The following is a 21,749-nucleotide window of genomic DNA, read 5'->3' on the forward strand; positions in this document are numbered from 1 at the left end:
AACCAACCCTAACCCCAACCTCAAAACCGGACATTTCTATTTAGCTGGCGCCACGACATCTTGAAATGGCTACGACAAGTCTGTGGTAGCTATGGGGAATTTCAAGTTCGGCAAGCGTGCCAGTCCTCGTCAGTTGCGTACCGCTGAATCGCAAGAGTCGGGCGCTGGAGTACGGAAACGCCGGTTTGACGCAGTCAACAGTCGTCCCCACGCTACTTCAGCGCGCAGCAGCAGGCGAGTGCAAGACCATGTCCTGTCGCGTGATCATGTCCAGTTTCGATGCTGCGCTGCGCGTGATAGTGGCAGCTCGCGCTATTCGCATAGTGCAGGTTGAGCTTGTCGGGATCTGCCGGCCGATACTCGATATCAAGGCGTTCCCGCTAACCGACGCGTCCAGCGTCGATTTTCCGTGTGCCTCTCCCCCTCTAGTGTGTGCCGAACCATTCATCGCGAAGAGGAGAACCTTCGAAAGGGAGCCGCCGTTTGATTTCGAACGCGATGCCCGAGGACGCATATTCCAGCGTAATATAATCGTCCAATCGGACTGCCTGACCGGATGGCGGCTGAGTTCGAAGAAGCGAGAGACCAAAACTATGAGCCGCAAGGCAAAAAAGTCGGGTGCCGGGGTGGGCGTGCTCGTCATGGCCCTATTGATTGCTATCGTTGTGGCCCCGAAAGGGAGCTGGACGATCGCTTTGGTGTTCACCGTTGTCTGTGTAAGCATTTCCGCCCTTACAAAGAAAAAGCAATTGCCCCCGACAACGAACTCCATGAGCACAAGCTCGGCGGAGTCGCAATCTATTGGGCCGGCGGAGGTTATGCCGAAAGCTACATTAGAGACCCGGCCAGAGCACGATGAGGAATTTTTGACGGTAACACTGTCATCTGATTCAACTGGCTCATCCTATCGGATCGCGCCCCCGAGCGTCGAGTCTTCGCCAAAAGTTCACTGGATCAATCGCGGCGAGGCTGTGGACATTGCCGGAACAACGATTACTGGGGGTATGTTCTTTCTCGGTACACCGCGACGAGGCGAGGGGTACCAAGGCCTCGATGCGTGCGCTGTTGTTCCGAATTCGAACGTGGCAGCGAAAGGGAGTGAAAGCTCGGTTGGTCCCGAAGACTACTGGCTGAGTTACAACTCGTTTTCTGCTGCACATCGACGAACATATATCCAATGGCTGGCATCCGACCGGTCAGATCCGCAATTGCATCGAGGCTTCGTACAGTTCTACCTCCACGGACTCGAACGCCGTGTTCTCGTGGATGGGATGCAGGGCCGCGTCGAAAAGGGGGAGTTCGATGCTATCGCGACTGAGCTGCTGCGTCTGAAAACTGTATATTCGAACACGCTTTCCACGAGCGCTGTCGACAATCTGCTCGAGTTCATCTCCGTGCATTCGGTGCATCCCAGGCGGCAGTATGAGCAGAGGCCAGGCCCAATCAGCAACACATTCGAAGTGCCACTTAGCATACGCGTAGCGTTCGGCCAGGCGTCGGTGGGCAAAGCGCCCGTTCCTGTCGAGTGGGCCCTCGCGTGGGTGTTGGGTGACGGTGCCGTCAACAAGCGTACGCCGGTGACCCGTTGTGCCCGCGAATTCCGTCAGTTGTTCGAGAGGAAGTACGTCGAGAAGTATCGCGACGGGATGAGACTGCCCGTGAACAAAACGAAGCTTCGAGCGCCTGCGTCCACATCGTTCTACGCGCTCCGCGAAATTGAATATCCGGACTACATTACCTCGTTGCCCGATCTCACGGCCGTGACCGGCCCGAGAAACAAGCTACAGGAGTTGGTGTACGAGTGCACCGATGCACTGGACGCTTACAGCAGATTTTTGGGGCGGAACCCAGACGCAGAGGGTACGCTGGAAAGCACCCTCCTACTCCCGGTTGAGCTTTGGCAGGAGAGTGCTCGACTCGAACTCGAAACACTCGTCACGTCAGTCGCTAGTAGTACCGTCGTGACAACTTTCGGAAATCTGTTTGAGCGGTTCAAGGCAGCAGGGAACCTCACGCGCGACAAGCTGGCGACCCTCGCTCGCGTGCTTGGAGAAGCCGGCGTAGCAATGGAGCCGGATGTGCGAATTTCGGGGCGCACACCGAAGAACACGGATTTTGTGGCGTTGTACACGACGCCACCTAGCAATTCCACAAACCTGGCGGACGAGACATATCTCACGCTAGCGTTGATGGTGGACATGGCTGCTTCGATCGCGATGGCTGATGGGGCGGCGACGGAGCCCGAAATTGAGCTCATCTATCGACAGATTGAATCCTGGTCGCAGATGGCCCCACGTCAGCAGGATCGGCTCAAAGCACGTGTGCAGGTGCAGATCGCACAACCGCCGACTCTGGCAAGCCTCAAAAAGCGGCTTGAGCCACTGTCGGTGGACGCGAAGCATTCCCTTGCAACGCTGCTGATCCAGACCGCAAACGCGGACGCTGTTGTGTCGCCGGCGGAAGTCAAGCTGCTAGAAAAAGTGTACCAGATGCTCGGACTCGACCCGCAGCAGTTATATAGGGATCTACACGGTAATGCCGTTGTTGGTTCTCCAAGCTTGTCGCAAGCGCACACCAACGCACCTACGTTGAAGCTTGTGTCGTCGCAGCCGACCTTCACACTTGATTCCGCTCGAATCGAAGCGCTCCAAAAGGAGACTGCAAAGGTATCCGCAATGTTGGCCGGCGTGTTTGCCGACGAGGAGTCGGGCGCCCAGCTAGTTTCGGATCACGCCGCTGCCCTGGCAACGAAGCCAGAGTCCTTTAGCTTGCTCGGGATGGACGATGCTCACTCGGCGTTCCTTCGGCTGCTGCTGACGAGGCCGAAATGGACGCGCGCGGAGTTGGTCGATGCTGCATCTGACCTTGAAATGATGCTAGATGGCGCCATTGAACAGGTCAATGAGGCTGCGCTTGATCACTGGGACGAACCGCTCATTGACGGGGACGACCCAATCGAAATCAATCAGGAACTTGCACAACGGTTAGCAGCATGACAACAATTCGTCCCAAGGATCGCGATGCGGTTCTTCAGTCACTCCGCGCGGGCGTCGTTCCGCGAATCGGACAACACCTGATTCAGGTGGGTCGTCAGAAAGAACTCGATGCCCTGATCCAGGACATCGCGCGCGTCGCCGATGGCGGATCGAGTTTCCGCGTGGTGACCGGTGAGTACGGTGCAGGCAAGACGTTTTTCTTGAATCTCGTGCGGGCTATTGCCCTGGAGAAAAAACTTGTCACGGTCCACGCGGACCTGAATCCCGACCGCCGATTGCATGCGTCGGGCGGGCAGGCGCGCTCGTTGTACGCTGAACTGGCGAAGAACATCTCAACACGTACGAAGGCTGATGGCGGTGCCATGGCGGCCATCGTCGAAAAATTCATCGGCCAAGCAAAAACCGAAGCGAAGGCAGCAGGGCGAACGAGCGAAGAGGTTATTCGTGCTCAGCTCAACCAGTTGACCGAGATGGTCAACGGATATGATTTCGCCGACGTCATCGCCGCATATTGCCGTGGGTTTGAAGAGGGAAATGAGCAGCTCAAGGGTGATGCCGTTCGCTGGTTGAGAGGTGAGTTCACTACGAAGACGGATGCACGTGCCGCGCTGGGCGTACGCACTATCATTGATGATGCGTCGGTCTACGACCAACTTAAGCTAATGGCACGTTTCGTAAGACTTGCAGGGTACAGCGGGCTGCTGGTGTGCCTCGATGAACTGGTCAATCTTTACAAGCTCGCGAACGTTCAGGCACGGAACGCGAACTACGAACAAATCCTGAGGATCCTGAACGACTCTCTTCAGGGTTCTGCTGAAGGGCTCGGATTCGTCCTCGGTGGCACGCCTGAATTTCTGTTGGACACGAAACGCGGGCTTTACAGCTATACGGCTCTCCAGTCGCGACTCGCAGAAAATACATTCGCCACGAGCGGGCTTGTCGATTACACGGGCCCCGTCATCCGGCTTGCCAGTCTTACGCCGGAAGACTTCTATGTTCTGCTGGACAAGATTCGCCTCGTGCATGCGTTCGGCGACGAGGCAAAGGCGCAACTGCCGGCCGAAGCTATTCCCGCTTTCATGGCTCATTGCGCGATGCGTCTCGGCGACCAATATTTTCGCACGCCACGAACTACGATTACCGCCTTCATCAATCTCTTGGCCGTACTCGAACAGAATCCAACAGCTGAATGGCAGCAACTGATCGGCGCGCTCGAAGTCGAGAAAGACACCGGGGGCATGAGTGACGTGGCGACCGAGGGTGACGATGAATTCGCCAGCTTCCGCCTCGGCTGATTCGAGGAGCTTTGACCTTCTCGACGAAAGGATTCGCCGGTGGATCTGGAGAGAAGGGTGGACTGAGTTGCGCGACGCGCAGGAGCGTGCGGTGCCTGCGCTAATCAATGCCGACCGAGACATCATCATTGCGGCCCAAACAGCGGCTGGGAAGACTGAAGCGGCATTTCTTCCGATCTTGTCAAACCTGCTGCGCGAGTCTCCGTGCAGTGGATCAGTTCTTTACGTTAGTCCCCTTAAGGCTCTCATCAACGACCAGTGGTCTCGGCTGGATAGCCTTTGCGAGGAGCTAGAGATTTCCGTTGTCGGATGGCACGGTGATGTTTCCAGCAGTAAGAAGCAGCGATTTTTCAGGAATCCGACGGGCGTTCTTCTGATAACACCCGAATCCCTAGAAGCGATGTTCGTCAACCGCGGGGCGTCCATGGAGGCGACATTCGCTTCTCTGCGCTACATCGTTGTCGACGAATTGCACGCTTTTATCGGCTCCGAGCGAGGAAAGCAGCTTCAGTCCTTGATGTATCGCGTTGAACGTGCATGTGGTCATGCAGTGCCACGTGTCGGCCTATCGGCGACCCTCGGGGACATGCAGCTCGCCGCGCGGTTCTTGCGTCCGGGTGGCGAGTCGACGATTGGCATCATTGAGTCAAAAAGTACCACTCAGGAGCTGAAGGTCCTAATCAAAGGCTTCGTGCATCGACCGCCACGCGTAGAGCGCGAACCTGATCTTGAAAGTCCGGAGCTTGAGGATGCGCTCCCAGGAAGTACCGTTGACGTTGCGAATCAGCTTTATGCGTCGTTGCGCGGCTCTAACAATCTCATATTTCCGAACAGCCGCAGACAGGTGGAAACGTACGCGGATCTTTTGCGCCGCGCGTGCGAGCGCGACGCGTATCCCAACGAATTCTGGCCTCACCACGGAAGCCTTTCGAAGGAACTACGAGAGGACACCGAGCGAGCTTTGAAGGAAGGTGCAAGACCGGCTAGCGCCATTTGCACGACTACACTTGAACTCGGAATCGATATTGGCTCAGTGAAGAGTATTGCGCAGATTGGGGCACCGCCCTCGGTGGCGAGCCTGCGTCAGCGTCTAGGTCGATCCGGCCGCCGCAAAGGAGAACCATCCATCCTCCGTGGCTACTGTATAGAGTCCGATCTAACACCGCAGTCCGACTTTTCGGACAGGATACGCGAAGGTCTGGTTCAGTCGGTCGCTATGGTGCATCTGCTGATGCGGAAATGGTTCGAGCCACCACGAATCGGCGGCCTCCATGCATCGACTCTCGTACAACAGATTCTTTCAATCATCGCTGAACGCGGAGGGTGCACTGCAGGATATCTATGGAGCAGCCTGATTGCGAGCGGCACGTTCGACGCGATCGATAAGCAGACATTCACGGAGATTCTGCTTCATCTTGGCAAGCTCGACCTCATTGTGCAGTCGTCGAACGGCCTGCTGCTGCACGGCGAGGCGGGCGAGAAGTTGGTCAACCACTATGAGTTCTATTCCGCGTTTGCGACTGACGAGGAGTTCCGACTGATTGCCAAAGGGCGCCAACTCGGGAGCCTGCCAGTAGCACATCCACTGACAATCGGACAGGGGCTGATTTTTGCTGGGCGGCGCTGGCGCGTCCAGGAAGTAGATCAGGAAAACAAGACCATCTATGTGCTGCCTGACCACGGTGGTGCGCCGCCACAATTTGACGGCTACGGTGCAATGGTTCACGACGAAGTTCGGCGCGAAATGCGGCGCGTTCTTGCAAGTGACCAGGCGGAACTCACTCTGGACGCACGAGGTCGTGAACTGCTGCAAGAGGCACGTCGCTACTATGCTGATGCCTCGTTGGCTTCCGCCACGTTCATATCGGAAGGAGCGGAAGTGCACATCGCTACTTGGCGCGGTGACTGGATTAACGACACACTCGTCTTGCTGCTCAAGGCCCACAAAATCGATGCCTTCAACGGTGGTGTGGTCGTCAGCGTTACCAACGGAAACGTTGACCGTCTAGTCAACGTCTTTGGGGAGATCGGTGAATGGGATGCGACGACAGCCCTGGATTCGCTCGGGAAAATTGAAAATCTCGAGCAAGAGAAATGGGATTGGGCGCTACCTGAAAAAGTGAGGCGGCGTGCGTTCGCGTCGACACATCTGGATATTGATGGCGCGTTGGCTTTCGCCAGTGAGCTCGGAAGTGCTTGTTGCGATGGCGAGTAAGCGAAGACAGGCACGAAGCGGCAGAAATGCCAGGGGGCGGATATTTCGTGACCGCCCACTCGATCATTTCTTCCTTCGGAGCCTGCCGGTGCACGGCTCCGATTTTTTGCCACGAACCACGGGCGCAAGAGAACAACAACGATGACACGAAAGCGGTCGATGCCGCCATTTCTCGAAGGGGTGGTCTCCGAGGAGGTCTACGTGCGGTGGCTGCTGCGAAAAGCGCGGGCACATGTCGTTCGAGATCGCAAGCGCGGCATGCTCGCGACGGGCGCGCAATACAGAGATGCGATCCACGCGGCCGTTGTCGCGAGCGGTGGCTTGGACGCCTACACAGGCAAGTCGCTTGACTGGCATCTCATCTCGACCTATGTCAATGCCGATTCGCAAGAGGGCGGGCACCACTACAAGGCTGGTTTCGCGCTGCTGCCCACGGTGGACCACGTCGAGGCTTCAGCCAATGAGGCTTCTTTCAAAATCTGTGCGTGGCGGACGAACGACGCGAAGAATGATCTGTCGGTGGAGGACTTTCTCTCCTTGTGCGCGCTAGTCCTCAGGCATGCCGGCTATCGTGTAGAGCCGCCAGAGGCAACAGGAACGTTAAAGGTTCGGTGTAGCTAAGCGACTGTTCTATCGAGTTCGTGCAACATCAATCATTTTCACCGGGTGCATTCATCATTCCCTGACTTTCTACGACTGTCGTCAGCCACTGCCGCTGACCTGCATACCATTGACCTAGGCAAAGCCGGTCGTGACAGTTGCGCTCGCGATAGTTCCATTGCTGCCTCGCGTGCTCCCTGAATGCGACCCGGTCCCGAACCACCGCCTTGGCATGGGCAAAGAGGCTTGCGAGCTCGACATCTTCCGCCGCTAGTTGAGCATCGCTGCAAATTAGATGCTCCGCATCCGAGCGGGCTTTCGCGCAGTCAAAGCTAGTTTTGATTGCCGGTGCATTTTGCAAATTGGCATTGTATTGATTTGCCGCAGCAGCCTTGGAAAAGCCCTGCTGTGTCAGGGCCGCGCGGTTTACCTCGACTTCGGCGCGGACACGCTCGAATTCGCTGACGTAGTAGCGAAAATTTGAACATCGGGAATTGTAGTCCGCTATTGCCACGTTGAACGCGTTCACGGATATCTCCGAAGTTTGGATTACTTGCCCATCCCACGCTTCCAGCCGCATCTTCTGTGAAAGACAATAGCGAATCTGTGAGCGGTCGAGTATTAGTCCTTTACCGGCAGGCGGAATGTTTTCTTCGTTGGAAGCGATTGTCTGCTCTGACGTAGCGGAAAGAGATGAATTCGGAGTTTCGAAACCACTTGATGATGTTTGGTTGGTTTCGATGCCCTGAACTGGAGGCGACTGAGATGGAGTATGAGAATTCAGAAGCAATGCGAACAGCACTAGTAAACCGATTCCGATAGCCCACCATTTCGCAGAACCATTGGGTCTGGAAGTGGGCTGCAGTGCTCCTGCATAGATGGGTGCTGACTCGCCGGCTTGTAGAGTATCGCTTCGTTCCGGTGAGGGCGGACTAGTAGGGGGGATTGGGAGAGTCGTGACATCTGAGGCCATCGATTCGAGCCCTGCGAATCCCTTCTTACTTTTTTCATTCGCCATGGAAGATCATCCCCTAACGTAGTCACTTAATTTATGAATGCCTTTTTCGAATCCTCCACGAATGATGTGCTCAATGATGTGCGTGTTACAGACGTGGACGTAAGACGCTGATCCATAGGCCCCTTTCCGGTCGGGGGTGCCAATATAAAATCGACCATCCGCACTCCAAACACGGACCTCGTGCCAGTTAAGGCGAACCCGTTCGTTCGATCCAAAGAATTTATGGCGAACCAAAGTCACAGCGTCGTCCTCGACTACGAAGTCCCCAAAGGAAAATGATTGACCCTTTTCGAGAGCGGCGATCATCTCTAGGACAAGGCGGACGCAGACGGCACGCCAAAGCGCGGCGACAAACCCCGAGTAGGTTGCTTCCTTACGTAGTTTGACGACCTGTTCGGAATCGTTGTTGCCGATGGCAATTGTGTAGTCTGTTCCAGTAGGAACTCCGTTTACTGATCGACGCACTCCCCCCCAGCGCACTCGCGTAATCGAGTTGAGTGGAATAGAGCGCCCGTTGCAGCGTATGCCTTGCGGTGAGATCGCCAACTCGTCTTTGAAAATTAGACCAACCTCTGCACAGAAGGTAATGTCGCGCGCCCACTGCTCGTTATCTCGGTCGCGTTCCTCCGCCTGCAACCGCAGCCCCCGAATCACTTCGGAGTCTTCCTGAGCTCTCTCTGCAACCTCGGGCAGTTCTGCAAAGAGCTCGCGTAGTAGTCGAGTTATCCGGTCGGCTTGGTCAAGCATACTGTGTTCGTTATTTAGCATGACCCCAACGCCTCTCAGCGCATACGCGAGATCCTGGCTCGGTTGATGAACGATACCGCGGGATTTCGCGCTAGTCTGGATCGGCTTCGTGAATCGATACCAGTTGCGCGCAATCTTCTCGAGCCCATCGAGAACCACGTCGACCGCTTGTGCACCGCGCGGCGCAGCCTGACGTGCACTTTCGATGACGATAAACAGAGTTTCTGCCTCTTTTTGCAAGAGTCCCTGCGCCTCAACCTCGTAGCTGTCAACTAAGTCGTCGAGTAGAGTGGGGCCGTGCGTGTTTCCCTTGTCGGTGGCGAGGTTCACCGCCGTCGACAAGGTTTCGGTCAGCTTGGTCGGCTCCATCGTGTCCAGTAAGTTCCTGAGGGCCGATCGGTAGGCCTTGCGACGTTCAGATAATTCTTCCTCGACCAATTCGGCGGCTTGCACCTCCGGAAACCCGGAGATGCTGCGATCCTTGTTGACATCACGCAGGACCTCCTCAAGATCGATGGTTTCAACCACCTCGGCGAAGTCGCGAATGAATCTGGCCAAGGGCAACACCGATTCGTCGTCGGCGAAGAGTTCGCAGGCAGTTGCCATTAGGTTCGCTCTCGCCAGGCCAGGCAGCCCTTGTTCGGACCGAATGGCTTGTGGATTGTCGGAGAGGCTTTGCATCAAGTTCTCGACGATTCGCGGCGCGACTCCTGGCATCCACGCTATCTCGGCCGAAAGCCTCGTCCTAGGATTGATGAGTGCGGAGCGCGCTTTTTGGCAGACGTCACTGTCGAGATGTAGGGACTGTTCTTCAGCCATTGCGACTATTTTTCGGCGGTCGTCACGTGTGGTGACGCCGAGGACGCAAAAGGGGTTTCGATGCAGGGCTGTGTCGGTCGTGTTCTTACTCATTTCGATCTCGCCTTGTTGCACCGCGGTTCGAACTAGGATTCACCACGGCGCGTATTGCAGATGCTGGCCATTGCACTGAACTTATCGATCTTTGGCTCGACTTCTGAACTAGGTCGCTTACGACTTGCGTCTCCCGAGGTCTAGTTTGGACAGACGTTGATCGAGGAGGACGTTTGGCCTTTGCGATATTTCTCCGCAGCGTTCGAGAAGGCATCTTCCCGTTAGACAAACCCGATGCGTCGACCGGAGCCCAGTTCAGTCCGGGACGGTGCAGACTCAAGTGCTGCGAGAAGGGACTCTTGCCCGAGACGACTGGCGCCGGCGCGGGCGGAAAGCCGCGCACCTTCGCGAACCACGTACGCAACGTCTGAGAGTGGCCGCCCGGCGAGCTTTTGGGCCAACGGCACCGGATCAACTGTTCGGTCCTTCGGTAGATTTGCCAACAACTTGGTGAGTAACGCCGCTACTTCGGTCTCGTCTGGATAGCTAACCGCGATGACATGGTCGAAACGGCCACGACGCATAATTGCGGGGTCGATCATCTCCACGCGATTGGTCATCGCAATGATGAGGACCTCGTTTTTGGCAGCCTCTGGGATTCGCCGCAGGAATTCGGCAACTTCCTCGACTCGGTGGTGGCTTCCCGCGCCAGTCTCCCGGTCGGCCAAGAAAGCCTCCATTTCGTCAATCACCAGCACTGACGGTGCGCTCCGCATTGCTTTCTCAAACATCTCGGAAACCTTGCGGCTGGTTTCGTGGATGAACGGGCTCGCGACTGTTGAAGCGTCGATCTGGAAGCACGGCCACCCGAGAAACTCGACTAGCTGTTCGACCGCGAAGGTCTTCCCGCATCCGGGCGGCCCGTATAGGACGGTCGCCGAAGGGAATCCGATGCCAAGTTCCTGATAGCGCTCCTTGTGTCGGACGATGTCGACTATGTGTTCGCTGAAAAATGCCTCCAACTCCACGCGCCCAGGAAGCGAGAACGGCTTGCCCGAGTCGATCGTCGCCCGTCGCTTCAAGTCGCCCCCGTGGGCGTCCGCCTGGTGCAGAAACGTCGTGCCGCGCTCGTCTGAATCAAGAGCGCGAGAATCGTCGGCCGCTTCGGCGTTTGGGTCGTCGGTGGCATCGAGCCCCGCCGTCAGGATAATTTCGTACAGGTGTGTGGTTCCCAACCACGTGAGCATCTGCTGTAAGCGTCGAAACGATTTGGTGGAGACGCGGGCACCGCCCGTCAGCCAGTAGCCGAGCACCGTGTCGTCGTCCGTGTGCGAAGTGATCCCGTAAGTGGGCAGTAGTCGGCTGAATTTTTCGACGTAGATAGCGTCCTGAAGCGGACTGTCTGCATCGATCATGCGCGTTTCTCTCAGGGCCGTTGCGAACGCTAGCGCCTCGCTCTTATTAACAGGCGAGCGGCAGTCGGACAGCGGAGCGAGCATTTGGCTCGGGCCGCAAGAAACCTCGCGGTAGATTTCGGACCCGAACATGAAACGGTGGAAGTCGCCAACATCAGCCAGTCCCGAGGCTGCCCACTTGGCAAATAGGTCTTCTCTCGCGATCAGGGCGTATCCGGCACCCTGAGTCTCTACGATTTGCCAGTTGAAATCGATGTACCTCGGCCGCCCGCAGCGAGCCCCGTCCGGCAGTTCATATCCAATTGGCAGCCAGCTTTCGAGTGCCACGATCAGCCCACTAGGATGTTCGACCCAGCGACCATGTCGTCCTCTCTGGACGTGCCGACGCGTATCGAGTCGAGGTGGCCTACCACCTGACGTAACTTGTCGATGTCGCTAGCTTGCAGGGCTTGTCGTCCGACCCGGCAGAGTTCCTCGTGCTCGGTGGTGTCAGGAAACAGAAATGTGTCTTCGGAGAGCCATTTGAAGCGGTCGATGATGAACCAGTCCTGGCGCCAGAGGATCGAAAAGAACCTTCCGCGCATTTCATCAAGGTGTGACTCGAAATCGCCGCTATTATTGTCGATCGCGCGCTGCGCCGTCTTGGCGAGGTTGTCAAAAGATCCGGATTCCGCAGGCCGTGCAAACTGGCGGATACGCGAGTCGAAGAATTCGACCGCCTTGTCGAGCTCCATCCGCCGGATGACTTTGAGGTGATCCTTTCGCGCCTTGGCCAGTAGCTTCTTCGCCTCCTGGATGTCGTCCATCGCTTGTTTTGCGGTTTCGGGATCGTGTTCGCCACCCTCTATTGTCGCCGCCCGTTCCAGCCGCTCGCGTGCCAAGTTGAGGCGTGAATCGTCAACTTGTTGGGCGATCTCGTGGAGCCGGCTTCCGACGCGCTCAGACTCTTCGCCGATGCGCTTGGCCGCCTTGGTGTAGTCGATTTGCCCTTCCTGTCGCGAATAGAAATTCCGGCCGCTGTGGAACGAGCCGCCGATGGAAGGCACCGTGACCTCGAGAACGATGTTGCCCGAGTCGAGCACCTCGTATTCACATTGTAGTTCTGCGCCCTTGGCGATTACGCCAGTGGCGAAGTCCGAGCCCTTGATCTCGAACATGCCGATGAACCGATTGTCCGAAACAGGATCCTCAATTGAGCCTTCCCATAATTTGAATTTGATTGAGCCTGCGGCACCGGCGCGCAGGGACTCGTCAGCTTTGAAGGTCTTCTTGCCGCTTATCGGCAGTTGGTCGCCTTCCTGGACCAAATAGTCGAGGACGAGACGCCCGCCGATCTTCTCTCGCGCCTCCATGCCGATTGAATGAGAGGCCGGGATTGCGTCGATCTGCGCTGCAGTGCGCGAGATGGTGATCTTGTCCTCGCTCATCCGCACAGGTCCGCCCGCGGCGTCAAATACGAACACCTTGAACAGATTCTCACCAGGTTTGGCCAATGGAATCTCGACCGTTGCCCCGTCTTTGAGGGCGATGCGGCCGGAAGACCATCCGGTATCGAGGCTATCAATTTGGAAGGCGGTGCTGTCCGCGGCCTTGCCGCCGAGCTTGGCAATCACCTTGGCCTTTGAGTCCGGCGTGCGTGCCTGATAGTTAAAGGCCAGATCTAGCTCACCTCCAGCTGCCAGAGCGCCTCGCCCGCTTTTGCGGCCTCGGTTTTGGCTAGCCCAGTCGATGGATTCCGCGAACACAGATGCACCCTCGGCCACGGCTGTCATCGGGTTGACGTCGGTGGACGCCGCGATGCCAAGTTCGAAGGCGACCTTATCTCGAAGCGGCTTGTACTGAGTCGGGCCTCCTACGAATACAACGCGCCCAATGTCGTGGGGACTCAATCCTGCCTTGTCCATTGCTTCACGTGCCGCGTCGACGGATTCGTCAACCTTTCCTGTAATTAATTCGTCGAACCGATGCCGGGTCACGGCTATGTCAAGGTAGATGTCGTTCCCGGATGCGTCGCGCACTCGCAGTTCGCTGTCGTCGAGTGTTACCACCGCCTCATCGCTCGAGGACAATTCGATCTTTGCCTTCTCAGCCGCCCAGGTGGCCATGTAGCGTAGGGTTGTGTAGCGCGTGTCGGTTGAGAAGTCTTCTGGTAAATCGAAGTGCTCCAGAAGCCAGGGCTTCACGACGTTGTCGAGAAGAAGTCGGTCGAAGTCTCTGCCGCCACACATGGCAATACCACTGTGGGAAAGCAGACTGACTCGCCCACTGATGCTCTCGGCAATGGCAATGTCCAGTGTCCCGCCGCCTAGGTCGTAGACCAAGAACATTCCATCACCTGTGCGGTGACGCATAACGCTCATGACCGCGGCGACCGGCTCTTGCATTAGGGCGACCTTTCCCAGTCCGGCCATTTCCGCCGCGGCCATTGTCGCTTCCTTTTGCATCTGGTTGAATGCAGCGGGAACGGTGATTACGGTTCCGGTGTCAGGTTTGTTGCGAGTTTCTTCAGGCAGGTAACCGAAGAGCACACGCAGAATTTCGGCAGAGCACTCCTCCGGTGTCATGGTCACGTCGACCGCAGGCAAGCGAATCGGTGTGCTAGTGCCCATCAACCGTTTGAACAACGTGGCCGCATTCTCTGGATTGCGCGCTGCGTTATCGTAGGCGCGCTTGCCTACATATTTGTTGTTGCGCTTGTCGATGAAGATGGCCGACGGCGTGACGTCATTCTGGTCAGGGCTCTTGAATAGGCGCAGGCTCTCGCCATCATAGGCGCAGATCGCGCTGTTGGTCGTTCCGAGGTCGATCCCGATGTAGTTCTTCATGGACGCCCCGCCTTCACAAGCATTACAGTTCCGCTGCGCACTAGGCCATCGGGACCCATGACAACGGGTTCGACCATCTGGTCGACGACCAAGAAATCGTTGGGGCCGAAGTCGGCAATGTTCAAGGCGGAGACTGCCATGCCCGGATCGTAGGGTTGCCCCTCAAGGGTGACAATGCGCAGGCCGCACGCGTTGAGACCATCATCGATCTTCTTGAGGAAATAGCGGGATTGGTTGGCGTAGCGAGGGGTCTCACTTACTTCGAGCTTTCCAAGCAACCGACCGAATACGCGGGCAAAGCGCCACGCCTCTATGGAAACGTCTATCAACGCCTCTTTCGCGGGATGGTCGCCCGCAACACCGCGCGCTTCTTCCATGCTTCCCCCGACCGCCGTTGACAGCGGAATGAACAGGATTCGGCTTGGCCATTCGCTTTTTTCGTTGCCCTGTAAGCGAGTTCGACTAGCTTCTGTTCTTCGCCTTTGACTTTAGCAGATCATTTTGAAGAATCGTATGCGACAAGGGTAAATACGAAAGCAGAGATCGAAGGCCTCGTCTGCGGCTCACTATTTCCAGCTGCTGAGATGAAAAGAGGAGGGAGTTGTTGGAGGTTGAGGCGCAGTGGTCAGCCGGCGCATCGAAGTCTAGTGTCTTGTGCGGCCACTCACTGCCGATGGGCGGCCAGGCGAACTGCCCTTGATTCAGGCGTCCCGCGGCCAGCCAGATACCGATCCCGTCGTGAATCAGGACCTTCGTGCGGTTGGCGCGCCGATTGGCGAACAGATAGGCATGATGTGGGTGTGCGGCGCCGAACACCTTGACCACACGCGCCTAGGCCGTGTCGAAACCAGCACGCATGTCCAAGCGCCTCGGCCAAACTCAGACGGGTTGGCTGGCCGCTTACGTATGGATTCCACACCGGCGCCAAAGAGTGCGAGCCCTATCCCCCCGGCTCTGATGTCGAGACGTCGATCGCGGCAGCCTGCATGGCGTGCTCCCTCATTTCCGTGGCCCCGTCATGCTCAGCTCGTTCTGCAAATCGATCCAGGCCCGTCAGTTGGTCCAGTCGTGCCCCCAGCAGGTGCCATGCGGCGCGCTTCTCGACCGTATATGGGTACCGCTGATAGATGCGTTTCATGCGGTTCTGCTCGCGGTGGTTCATACACTTGTCGATCACGGTGGGCAATACTCCCGTCGCCTGCATCAAGGTGGCGGCTGTTCGCCGTAAGTCGTGCGGAGTCCATTTTTCGTCGCCGAGAACGAGGGAATTCGTTTTAGCGGTTCGGTTCGTATGTGCGCCACGCTCGTAAAAGACTAACTGACGGTCGGCTACCTGCTTGGTGATACTTTTGAGGTCAATGTGCGTTTCTGGTTTGTCCTTGTGCCGGCGGGCGGGTAGCAGCCATTCCTTACTGTTGGACAGGTGAAAGAGTGCGCTCATGTGCGTTGTGGCGTAGTCAGACAGAAATACAATGTGTGCATCCCCGTTCTTCGCGTTTTCAATTGGTACGCGCCAAGTCCGAAGTTCAAGGTTGATGTCGCGCTTGCGTGCCTTAATGACCTCGCCCACGCGTGCGTTGGTCGCCAAGATCAACATCAATACGTGCTTTGTGGGTTCCGGCAAGTTCGCGGACTCCAGTGCTTTCGGAAAGGCGCCGATCTCGTGATCGGAAAGGGTTCGTTCTCGTTCGGCGTCTGTCCCGCCGACATCCTTCTTTGAGACCATCATCAGAGGATTGGCGGAAACGTACTCCCGCGCCTGGCACCATTTGATGAATTGTTTGAGATCGGTGAGAGTCCGGTTGGCGAGCCGGTTTGCGCCTCGCGCGATAATCGCGTCCAGTGAGGACATGATGTCAGAGCGGCGTACGTCTTCCATCGCGATGTCGCCGATCACTGGAAGGACATCCTTTTTGAATGCTCGACGGACTTCTTGTCCGTTGTCTGCCCGCTTCCGCAAGGCGGAGTCGGCCCACTCGTTGAATCGCTGTTTGAACGTCCTACGCGCGAGCTTGTCCTCGAGGGTGCGGACTTCTGCGTTCACGTCGACTAGTTTCTTCAGCCTTTCGATGCGTCTCTGTTCCAGCGGATCTTCCCCGGAACTAATGCGTGCACGCGCACGGTCGCGGGCATCTCTGATCTGGCGCAGGCTCGCCTTCGGAAAGGTACCGAGACGGATCTCGCGGACGCCGCCGCCTGCTCGATAGCGCAATGAAAATTGAACCGATATGCCCTTCACCCCGGCACGGACCACACCAAAAACACCATGTCCATCGGACAGGCGACGGCCATTGTCAGCTGGGATTAGCCCTTGCAATTCCTTCGTGGTGAGCGTGCTCATTGCAACCTCCGGGGGAAATTGCCCCCACATTTGCCCCCACAGATCCGGAAGCTTGGGTCGTATTGTAATGGAATTGCTAGGGCAAGTTCTTGAGAAAATAAGCATTAAAATCAATGCATTGGGGTGTTTTCTCGGACGCCAGCGGAACTCGACGGATGCGACAAAAAAGTGCATGGGGTGCAGGTGGTCGGAGGTTCAAATCCTCTCGCCCCGACCAGATAAGAACCCGCGTCAGTTCAGGCTGACGCGGGTTTTTTCTTGCCCGTCGCTTTTTTGCACATCCCGGCGCGGCCCCGGTAAAATGCAAGGTTGATCCACGGAAAGCGCCGTGATTTAGCGGAAGAGGATTCCCCGAACATGACTGATCTTCGTCTTACCATGCGGTTCGCTGCAGTGCTCGCCACTGGCGCGCTCGTCGCCGGTTGCGGTACGTCGTCGCCCACGAAAGTGGACTACAAGAGCGATTCGAAATCGAAGGAAGCGTCGCTCGCAGTGCCGCCCAACATGCTCGACGAGACGGCCGATCAGCGTTCGCTGCCGCCGCAGGGCGGCGCGACTTCCCTGTCCGCGCTTCAGCAGGTCCAACACACGGCGCCCGCGACGGATACCGTCGCGCCCGCCGTGGCCGGCATGCATATCCAGCGCGACGGCACCGAGAGCTGGCTCGTGATCGACGGCAAGAAGCCCGCCGACATCTGGCCGCAAGTGCGCCGCTTCTGGCAGGAGCAGGGCTTCCTGCTCGTCGTCGACCAGCGCGACAAGGGCGTGATGGAAACCGACTGGAACGAGACCCATCCGCAGATCAACGACGGCCTGATCCGCAGCGTGATCTCGAAAGCGATGGGCAATTCGTACGTGACGGCCGAGCGCAACAAGTACCGCACGCGCCTCGATTCGGCGCCGAACGGCGGCACCTATGTGTTCGTCAGCCAGAAGGGCATGCGCGAGGCGATCACCGGCGCGAACAACGATTCGAGCAAGTGGGAAGCGAAGCCGAACGATCCGGCGCTCGAGACGGAATACCTGAAGCGGCTGATGGCGGTGCTCGCGCAGAACGAGCAGCGTGCGAAGAACGGCGAGCCGCCGGTCGCGAACATCAACGACAACACGGTGCCGAAGGACAAGAAGGCCGATACCGACGCATCGAAGGCGGCTGCCGCGGCGATCGCTGCGCAGAACGTCGCGCGTACGTCGTCGCAAGCGAACGACGTCGACACGAGTGCGGTGCCGTCCGAAGTCACGCTCGGCGAGCCGTACGACCGGTCGTGGCTGCACGTCGGCCTCGCACTCGATCGCGCGAACTTCACGGTCGACGATCGCGATCGCACGAAGGGTCTGTATTTCGTGCGTTATGTCGATCCGAAGGATCTGAGCGCGGCCGAGCAGGGCTTCTGGAGCCAACTGTTCCACGGCAAGAAGGAAAAGCAGGCGAAGCAGTATCGCGTCAACGTGAAGGCGCTGACGGCCGACCAGACGCGTGTGGCAGTCGTCGACGATTCGGGTGCGATCGATTCGTCGTCGCCGGCCCGGCAGATCATGGGGCTGCTCGTGAATCAGCTGCGCTGATCGCGACGATCCCGCTCGTCGAACAAGCCCGCCGCCCGGCGGGCTTTTTTTATGGTCGCGCGCCGTGACGTCGGCGTGTGCGGGACGTTCGGCTGCTCCGCCTTGTGACGTTACGTAACATCTGCGCGTTACGGCGGCGGAACGGGTGTTACATCGTCATGGTCCCGAAAAATATCCTTATGGATCAATGATGTGCTTTCGAAAATGCACCTGGCACGCAAACTGCTTTATTAGTTCGAATCGTTAGGACAGGGAGGGTGGTGCCAGAGACCGGGCAGGCGTCGCGAACGCCCGACCAACGGTTTCGACGTCCCCAGATGCCGGCGCTGCGAGCGCGGGCACAACCGATGATGATCCGCGCCGCGCGCGGGTCTCGATGGCCCCGTCGCCTATCCTCGTAGGGCGACGGTTTCGCCCGCGCTTCGTATGAAGCGCGGGCAATTTTTTTTGATGGGGCCGCAATGCGAGGGCGCCGATCCGGCCTGTGCGGGATTCGGTGATTCGCAATCAATTGGAGTGGGGGCGGCGCGGTTCGCATCCGGCGAGCGCCGGTAGGGCGAGGTCGCGTTGGCGGCGTGTGAGCGTTCCGCTCACACGCCGCTCAATCGCGAAACGGACGCGGACCGGCTCGATCGGCCCGGGATTCGCGTGCAGTCGCAGCGCGTGCGAGCAGGGCGGTGCGGCCGGACGCGTTGCCGGCCGCCGCGACGCGTCAGTGCGACGCGCTGGGTACGTCAAGGATCAGGATGATCGTCCAGTCGGCATCGCCGTCGTGGTGATACTGGCGTTCGGCGACGATGAACGGTTGCTGCTTGCCTTGCGGGCCGAGGAAAAGCACGTCGCCCTCCATCGGCAGGCACTCGATCGGCGGCAGCGCGAGAAAGGCGTCGTCCGAGCCGCGCGGCATCAGTTGCTTGATCTTGCGAGTGGCTGCTTCGGTCCACTCGATGTCGAGTTGAATGTTGCTCATGCTGTCCTCCGCACCGGGGTGCGCACGGGTGGAAAATTTCGGTGCGCGACTTTAGCACAGCGCGCAGGCGCCGCAACCAAAAAAGCCGAACCCGGTTGCCCGGATTCGGCTTTTCGCTTGTGCGGTGCCGCCGAACTTACTGGCTGGCAGCGTCTGCCGGAGCGGCCTTGGCGGCCTTCTTGCCAGCCTTCTTCGCTGCCTTGTGGTGAGCAGCCTTCTTGCCGTGGTGCTCTTCCTGCGCCGCCGGCTGTGCAGCCTCGGCTGCTTGCTGCTGTTGCAGTGCCTGTGCGCGCTGCTCGATCTCGGCGATCTTCGCCGGGTCGGTGATGGTCTGGATTTGCGTGCTCTCTTGCGCATACGCTGCGCCAGTCAGCGCCGACATCGCGACCAGAATAGCCAGGGACGTCTTCTTCATTGCTTTACCTCCGCTAAGTGGTGATGAACCCGAATGTTGCCGTTTTGTCTGGCGACTGCAATCGAGTGCGTGTCGAGTGTAACAAAAGTGACGGATCAATGTGCACCGGATCGAGGCACAGCGCAAGGCCCCGTTGAAGTCGCGCAACACTTCGTGCATTCCGTCATGCGCATGCCATCCCGGGGCGGCACCGTCGCGTTCGCCGCCGGTGCAAGCGTCGCCATCAAAAACAGCCGAGCCATCGGTAGACGTGGAACTGTGCGATGCCGATCAGTTCGTGCAATGCTTGATTCGCGTCTTCCAGGTTGTGCCAGCGGGGCAGCCAGCCCGTTTGCGCGCGCCGGCGGTTCGCATAAACGGGTTGCGGATCGATGTCGAAGCGGCGGAAATCGAGCAATGCGCGGCGCATCTGATAGGACGACGTGACGAGAATGCGCGTGTCGTCATGTTGTGAGCGTAGTATAGATGCAGTGAATTTCGCATTTTCGTAGGTGGTACGGCTGTTCGGCTCGAGGACGAGGTCGCTGGAACCGACACCCGCCGCGACCAGCAGGCGCCCGTAGACGGCCGCCTCGGTTTCGCCGTGACGTTGCGGGTCGCCGCCCGACATCACCACGGTGCAGCGGGTGGCCTGCTGCCGGCACGTGCGGTAGAGCGCCGCGGTCTCGCGGATGCGTGCTTCCCCGTCGGGAGGCGGTCGCAGGCCGGTGTCGCTGCGCCGCGTGCCGGCGCCGATGATGATCAGCGTGGTCCGGCCATGCATGTGGGGGCGCTCGACCGGCGTCACGCCCGCCTCGGTCCACGCGATGAGCGGCGCGGCGAGCCAGCCTGTCGCGAGCAGCCAGAATAGCGCGACGCTCGCGATCGCGATGAGTTGCCGCCGCTTGCGGCAGAGCATGAAACCGATGAAGAGAAGTACAAATGAATCGAACAGAATCAATTTGATTGGGGTATGGTGTCTTTTTATGGACGGCTGACGATCCGGCCCTGACGCGACGCCGAACGTCGGCCCCCAGAATCGGTGGCGGTATCGGCGGGCGGAGCTCCCGCCCGGCGCGCCGCTTCGCATTGTCGCTGCACTTTAAGAAAGAATCGAGATGACCACGTATTCCAACGAAGCGGTGCTCGACGCATTGAGACGAGTGCAGTACCGCCAGGTACCGTGGGCGCGCCGCCCGGGCGTGTTCGAGTATCTCCGGTCGCTGGGGCTGATGGACACGGTCAGGCAGAAGACCGTTGCTCCCGCACCGGGTTTCCATGCGCCGGTCGACATCGCGGTGCTGACCGACAACGGTCGTGCCGAATGCGCGCGCCTCGAGCGTGACGAGAAACTGCTTTCCTGGACCGATCGCCGTATGGACGACTACGCATTGAGCGAAGCGAGCGCCGTGGCGATTCTCGAAAGCCGCCTGTAGCGGCGCACTCCCGTTCTCGCGCGCCGGCCACCGGCGACGCAAAAAAAAGCCCGTATCGCGAGGATACGGGCGTACCGGATACTTTTGCTGTTGCCACGCTGTGCTCATGGCAACGAATGTGACTCGTCGCATGTCGGGCAGTTCCCGAATCCGGTAATTTTCTTTGACGAAATCCTGCGGACTACGGATGACGCGGCAGGTCGGTCGGCTGCGAGCCAGTGCGCGCGCGCGCGTTGCTGGCGATGTCGCCGCGCAAATCGCCGCGCGGCACGGTCTGCCGATTGGGCGGCGCGGCGGGCGGTTGCTGGCGAAGGGTGTTCCGATGATCCTGCTGGTGGTGAGGCGGCTTCGCGCGATCGTCCGCGCGAGCGGGGGCGGTCAGCGCCAGCGAAATGACAATGCCGCATGCGACGAGCAGTGACATTGGTTTCATGGCGGGGCTCCCTTCAAGCCACCGGCGCGGCCTGTTGATATTTCGCTAAGGTAAGCGTGGGAGTGCAGGCTTGCTGTAAATAATCGTAAATAGATGTATCGCCGCACGACAGGCGTAATCGACGGCGACGCGAGCGCCGCGCAAAAGCGCGTGGCACTGAAAGAAACCGGGCGGCCGAAGCCGCCCGATCGAGCATGCGTTACGCCATCTTCACGGGGGCGCGCCAGGATTCCGGGTTGGTCCAGAAGGCGCCGCGCAGCCGATCGCGGCTCGGCGGTGCAGGCGGCTTCGTCGCGCTCGCCCCGATGCGCCCGCGCAGCGAGATCTGGCGGCCGCTCGTGCCGAGTCGCTTGACGATTTCGGCGAGCGTGCCGTCTGCCTGCCATTCGTCGAAGCGACGGCGGCAGGTCGGCGGCGACGGATAGCGGCCCGGCAGCTTCGACCAGCCTTCGCCCGTCGACAGTACCCACAGCACGGCGTTTACCACCGAACGGGCCTCCACGCGGGGACGGCCGCGCCGTTCACTGCGTGCGGGTTCCGAGCAAAACAGACCTTCGACCAGCGCCCACTCGTTATCTCTCAAATCGTCGAACAGCATCATGTCCTCACCTCAGCGAAGCTAACTCCGGTGCGCTGCCCTGCGCCG

Annotated in this window: 17 protein-coding genes and 1 pseudogene; 6 read left to right on the top strand and 12 right to left on the bottom strand. The window is 58.7% G+C overall.

What is annotated here, in order from left to right:
- Window positions 1-266: 266 nt before the first annotated feature.
- From DIE16_RS27220 to DIE16_RS27235, 4 genes are all read left to right on the top strand, one after another.
- Window positions 267-2,996 carry a TerB N-terminal domain-containing protein gene (locus DIE16_RS27220; protein WP_185735520.1) on the top strand — a complete coding sequence of 910 codons (2,730 nt, stop codon included), beginning with the start codon at window positions 267-269 and terminating at the stop codon, window positions 2,994-2,996.
- Window positions 2,993-4,291 (top strand): ATP-binding protein, encoded by a 1,299-nt coding sequence (locus DIE16_RS27225; RefSeq protein ID WP_124893764.1) that lies wholly within the window; start codon window positions 2,993-2,995, stop codon window positions 4,289-4,291. The genes DIE16_RS27220 and DIE16_RS27225 overlap by 4 nt, the downstream gene beginning before the upstream one ends.
- Window positions 4,263-6,506, top strand: coding sequence for a DEAD/DEAH box helicase (locus tag DIE16_RS27230; protein WP_124893765.1), 2,244 nt, complete (start codon window positions 4,263-4,265; stop codon window positions 6,504-6,506). Before DIE16_RS27225 ends, DIE16_RS27230 begins: the two co-directional genes overlap by 29 nt.
- A 159-nt stretch (window positions 6,507-6,665) precedes the next feature.
- Window positions 6,666-7,127, top strand: a complete 462-nt coding sequence (locus DIE16_RS27235) for a hypothetical protein (protein WP_124893766.1) — start codon at window positions 6,666-6,668, stop codon at window positions 7,125-7,127.
- 28 nt (window positions 7,128-7,155) lie between these two features.
- Here DIE16_RS27235 and DIE16_RS27240 read toward each other — a convergent pair whose 3' ends face one another.
- The 7 genes from DIE16_RS27240 to DIE16_RS27270 all read right to left on the bottom strand — a co-directional run bounded on the left by DIE16_RS27240 (window position 7,156) and on the right by DIE16_RS27270 (window position 16,304).
- Window positions 7,156-7,908, bottom strand: a complete 753-nt coding sequence (locus DIE16_RS27240) for a lysozyme inhibitor LprI family protein (protein WP_124893767.1) — start codon at window positions 7,906-7,908, stop codon at window positions 7,156-7,158.
- A 222-nt stretch (window positions 7,909-8,130) separates the two neighbouring features.
- Window positions 8,131-9,783 carry a hypothetical protein gene (locus DIE16_RS27245; RefSeq protein ID WP_124893768.1) on the bottom strand — a complete coding sequence of 551 codons (1,653 nt, stop codon included), beginning with the start codon at window positions 9,781-9,783 and terminating at the stop codon, window positions 8,131-8,133.
- Window positions 9,784-10,004: 221 nt separating this feature from the next.
- Entirely contained in the window at window positions 10,005-11,465 is a 1,461-nt protein-coding gene (locus tag DIE16_RS27250) for an ATP-binding protein (protein ID WP_124893769.1), read from the bottom strand.
- A 2-nt stretch (window positions 11,466-11,467) separates the two neighbouring features.
- Complete coding sequence (locus tag DIE16_RS27255; RefSeq protein WP_124893770.1) at window positions 11,468-13,963, bottom strand: Hsp70 family protein; 2,496 nt, start codon at window positions 13,961-13,963, stop codon at window positions 11,468-11,470.
- On the bottom strand, window positions 13,960-14,340 hold the full coding sequence (locus tag DIE16_RS27260; RefSeq protein WP_113047419.1) for a hypothetical protein: 381 nt from the start codon (window positions 14,338-14,340) through the stop codon (window positions 13,960-13,962). The genes DIE16_RS27255 and DIE16_RS27260 overlap by 4 nt, the downstream gene beginning before the upstream one ends.
- Before the next feature lie 85 nt (window positions 14,341-14,425).
- The gene (gene tnpB, locus DIE16_RS37575) at window positions 14,426-14,788 is read right to left on the bottom strand and encodes an IS66 family insertion sequence element accessory protein TnpB (RefSeq protein WP_148095399.1); all 363 of its coding nucleotides are present in this window, start codon (window positions 14,786-14,788) and stop codon (window positions 14,426-14,428) included.
- 115 nt (window positions 14,789-14,903) lie between these two features.
- Window positions 14,904-16,304 (bottom strand): site-specific integrase, encoded by a 1,401-nt coding sequence (locus tag DIE16_RS27270; protein ID WP_158348957.1) that lies wholly within the window; start codon window positions 16,302-16,304, stop codon window positions 14,904-14,906.
- Window positions 16,305-16,661: 357 nt separating this feature from the next.
- On the opposite strand from DIE16_RS27270, the gene bamC reads away from it, so the two are divergent.
- Window positions 16,662-17,870, top strand: a complete 1,209-nt coding sequence (gene bamC, locus DIE16_RS27275; RefSeq protein WP_044846042.1) for an outer membrane protein assembly factor BamC — start codon at window positions 16,662-16,664, stop codon at window positions 17,868-17,870.
- Between the two features lie 712 nt (window positions 17,871-18,582).
- Here bamC and DIE16_RS27280 read toward each other — a convergent pair.
- The 3 genes from DIE16_RS27280 to DIE16_RS27290 all read right to left on the bottom strand — a co-directional run bounded on the left by DIE16_RS27280 (window position 18,583) and on the right by DIE16_RS27290 (window position 20,195).
- Complete coding sequence (locus DIE16_RS27280) at window positions 18,583-18,840, bottom strand: hypothetical protein (RefSeq protein ID WP_006486090.1); 258 nt, start codon at window positions 18,838-18,840, stop codon at window positions 18,583-18,585.
- Window positions 18,841-18,976: 136 nt separating this feature from the next.
- Complete coding sequence (locus DIE16_RS27285) at window positions 18,977-19,255, bottom strand: hypothetical protein (protein WP_059608570.1); 279 nt, start codon at window positions 19,253-19,255, stop codon at window positions 18,977-18,979.
- Window positions 19,256-19,478: 223 nt separating this feature from the next.
- On the bottom strand, window positions 19,479-20,195 hold the full coding sequence (locus DIE16_RS27290; protein ID WP_124893791.1) for a YdcF family protein: 717 nt from the start codon (window positions 20,193-20,195) through the stop codon (window positions 19,479-19,481).
- A gap of 157 nt (window positions 20,196-20,352) precedes the next feature.
- Between DIE16_RS27290 and DIE16_RS27295 the strand changes: the two genes are divergently transcribed.
- Window positions 20,353-20,670 carry a hypothetical protein gene (locus tag DIE16_RS27295; protein WP_044846039.1) on the top strand — a complete coding sequence of 106 codons (318 nt, stop codon included), beginning with the start codon at window positions 20,353-20,355 and terminating at the stop codon, window positions 20,668-20,670.
- Window positions 20,671-20,851: 181 nt separating this feature from the next.
- Here DIE16_RS27295 and DIE16_RS27300 read toward each other — a convergent pair whose 3' ends face one another.
- Both DIE16_RS27300 and DIE16_RS27305 read right to left on the bottom strand, forming a co-directional pair.
- Window positions 20,852-21,103, bottom strand: coding sequence for a hypothetical protein (locus DIE16_RS27300; RefSeq protein WP_124488897.1), 252 nt, complete (start codon window positions 21,101-21,103; stop codon window positions 20,852-20,854).
- A gap of 202 nt (window positions 21,104-21,305) precedes the next feature.
- Window positions 21,306-21,701 (bottom strand): annotated as a pseudogene (locus DIE16_RS27305) (transposase); the annotation flags it as partial.
- Window positions 21,702-21,749: the final 48 nt, after the last annotated feature.

This window comes from Burkholderia sp. Bp9090, assembly GCF_003857985.1.
Lineage (GTDB): Bacteria > Pseudomonadota > Gammaproteobacteria > Burkholderiales > Burkholderiaceae > Burkholderia.